3 protein-coding genes are annotated in these 3,038 nt (G+C 71.6%); all 3 read right to left on the reverse strand.

What is annotated here, in order from left to right; genetic code table 11:
* Window positions 1-84: 84 nt before the first annotated feature.
* A complete protein-coding gene (locus tag ACFXHB_RS39975) occupies window positions 85-1,728 on the reverse strand; it encodes a bifunctional 3-(3-hydroxy-phenyl)propionate/3-hydroxycinnamic acid hydroxylase (RefSeq protein WP_380581248.1) in 1,644 nt (547 codons plus the stop codon).
* 1 nt (window position 1,729) lies between these two features.
* On the reverse strand, window positions 1,730-2,509 hold the full coding sequence (locus tag ACFXHB_RS39980) for an arylamine N-acetyltransferase (RefSeq protein WP_380581250.1): 780 nt from the start codon (window positions 2,507-2,509) through the stop codon (window positions 1,730-1,732).
* 43 nt (window positions 2,510-2,552) lie between these two features.
* Window positions 2,553-3,038: acyl carrier protein (locus ACFXHB_RS39985; RefSeq protein ID WP_380581251.1), on the reverse strand; the 486-nt coding region annotated here is incomplete at its 5' end.

Genomic DNA, 3,038 nt, shown 5'->3' on the forward strand with positions numbered 1-3,038 from the left:
CCCCTCTGGGGGGGGCTGGGCGTCCCGCCGGTGGGGGGGGGGCATTGGGCGCCCGCCCCGGGGGCGGCCGGGGGCCGCTCCGGGTCAGGCGGTCGCGGGGGCGGGGGTGTCCAGCTGCCGGCGCAGGCTCCCGACCACGTCGGCCAGGGCCGTGGCGTCGCCGGCCGCGCCGTAGACGTAGAAGTCGGGGCGGACCAGCACGGCGACCGAACCGGTCTTCGCGAGGTGCGGCAGGTAGAAGTCGTCGACGTCCACCACCTCGTCCTCGCCCGGCGCCGCGGTGGCCCCGGCCGGGAGGACGTGGACCAGGCGGGCACCGAGGCCCGTCAGGAAGTCCAGGTCCTCCGGGTCGAGGAGCTTCGCCGGGGGCTCGGTCGCCAGCAGCACGAAGCCGGAGCCGACCAGTTCGTCGAAGAGACCCTCCTCCGTGCCCCGGGCGACCCGGCCCTGTGGCATCAGGGTGCCCGCCGGGCGGGACAGCCGACCGGCGGCGTTCTTGTGCAGCAGGCCGCCGGTCAGCGGCATGAGCGGCGAGCGCTGCGGCACGGTGCCGGTCTCCGCCGCCCGCTTGGCGGAGGCCGCCATCACCAGGTCGCGGTCGGCGGCGGCGGCCGGGTCGCTCTGACAGATGATCTTGCCGAGGTTGACGGACATCCCGATGGCGTGCTGGACGTGCGCCCGGCGCTCCTCGGGGTAGCTGTCCAGCACCGACGCGCCCGCCTTGCCGTCCAGCACCAGGTCGAGCCGCCAGGCGAGGTTCGCCACGTCCCGGAAGCCGGAGGACATGCCCTGCCCCGCGAACGGGGGCATCACATGGGCCGCGTCACCGGCGATCAGCAGCCGGCCGGACCGCCACACGTTCGCGGACCGGGCCTCGAAGGTGTAGACGTGGTGCCGCTCCAGGGTCGCGTTGTCCGGGCGGACGTCGAAGAGTCCGAGCAGCTCCCAGGCCCGTTCCGGGGTGTTGAGGGCCGCCACGGTCTCGTCGCCGGTCCGCATGAACTCCCAGCGCCGGTGGCCCGGGCCGGCCGACACCTCGGTGCGCGGCCGCTCCGGGTCGCAGATCTGCAGGTTGTTCGGGCTGTAGGTGCGGGTGTCGTGCGGGACGACGTCGCAGATCAGCCAGTCGTGCGAGAAACCGAAGTCCTTCGCGTCGGTGCCGATGTGCCCGCGGACGAAGCTGTTGGCACCGTCGCAGCCGACCACCCAGTCGGCCGTGACGACCAGCTCGGAGCCGTCCTCGGCGACCGCGACGACCTCCACCTCGCCGCCCCGGTCGGTCAGTTCGACGGCCCGGTGGCCCCGGTGGACCGTCAGGCCCGGCAGCGCGGCGCCGCGCGCCATCAGCGCGTCCTCCAGACCCGGCTGGTACATCGACGTCGACTCCGGCCACCAGCAGAGGCCGCGCTCCTCGACGTCGATGTGGAGCAGCGGCACACCGGCCGCGTTCTCCCAGGTGTATTCGCCGGACGGCTCACCGATCCGGGCGATGTCCTCGGCGATGCCGGTCGAGGCGAGGATGCGGGCCCCCTCGCTGTCGAACGCCACCGCGCGGGGCATGGTGTAGGCCTTGAGCCAGCGCTCGACCACCGTCACCCGTCGGCCCTTCCGGGCCAGCAGGAGGGCCAGCACCTGGCCCACCGGGCCGTACCCGACGATCAGCACGTCGGTCTTCTCGACGGCGCCGCCCCGCTCCGCGGCCGGTGCCGTGTACTCGGTCCGCGTCATCTCAGCCCGCCGGGCGCAGGATCTGCTCGACGACCTCGCGGAAGACCTCCGGCCGGGCGAGCACGCGGATCTCCTCCTTGCCGTCCTCGACCTTGACGAAGCGCTTGCCGATCAGCACCAGCTGCCCGTTCTCCACCGCGCGGCTGTGGATGCGGGTGCCCACCAGTACCAGCTCAAGCGGGAAGTCCGCCAGGGTGGGGACAAGCTCCGTCCACTCCGCCAGCTGCCGGTCCTGGAGCTTGAACTTGTAGACCGAGCTCCAGGCCGCGCCCTGGCTGCGCCGCTGGAGGGTGCGGTAGTCGTCCTCCAGCACGAGCCGGTAGTCCACGCCGTACTGGGTCTGGATCTCCTCGGTGATCCGCAGCGGCTCCAGGAAGGACGGCCCGGCGAGGCCGACGTCGACCAGGTAGATCTCGCCGTCCAGGTGCACGCAGTTGAAGATGTGCTCCAGGTCGGGGCCGAACTCGCCGTTGACCTGGATGACCGCCGCGCCGAGGATCCGGACGTCGAAGCCGAGGTCCGTCAGCAGCCGGCGCATCAGGCCGTTCAGCTCGTAGCAGACGCCCCCGCGGCCGCCCTCGACGACGGCCGTGAAGACCTCGTCGTCGTCGATCGCGACGTCGCCCAGCACCTCGAACCCGCGTTCCCGGTCCGCGTTCAGGGAGTTGTCGAACGGGATCGCGATCAGGTGGCGCTTGTGGATCTGCCGCAGCGCGTCCAGCGTGGGCTCGGTCGGGCCGGTGTAGCCGATCTTCGCGAGATAAGCGTTCACGTCGAACATCTGGATCAGGACTCCTTGTACGTTCGTTGGTGGTGGATCGGGCTCACGCCGGGACGGCGGCGAGCCGCTCGCGAAGGAAGTCGACGATGTACGCCGGCGTCGGGTAGTCGAAGAGCAGCATCGGCGTGATCGCCAGGCCGGTGACCTCGACCAGACGGTTGCGCAGCTCCACCGCGCTCAGCGAGTTGAACCCCACCTCGAACAGCGGGCTCTCCTCGTCCAGTTCCACCTCGACCGACTGCTGTTCCAGCGCTGTGGTCGCCTCGGCGAGGATCAGGTCGAGCAGCAGTGCGGACTGCTCCTCGTCCGTCAGCCCGGCGAGCCGGGCGATCAGCTCGGCCGTGGTGGTGGCGTTCTCCTTGGCCTCTTCCTGCGGATCGGCGGCAGTGGTCTCGGTCATGGAACTCTTGGCCTCCAGCCAGTAGTGACGGTGTTGGAACGCGTAGGTCGGCAGGTCGATCCGGCGGGCGCCGGGGAGCAGGGTGGTCCAGTCGACGGTGGTGCCGTGGGTGTGCAGGCGGGCGAGCGC

This window comes from Kitasatospora sp. NPDC059327 (genome assembly GCF_042752535.1).
Lineage (GTDB): Bacteria > Actinomycetota > Actinomycetes > Streptomycetales > Streptomycetaceae > Kitasatospora.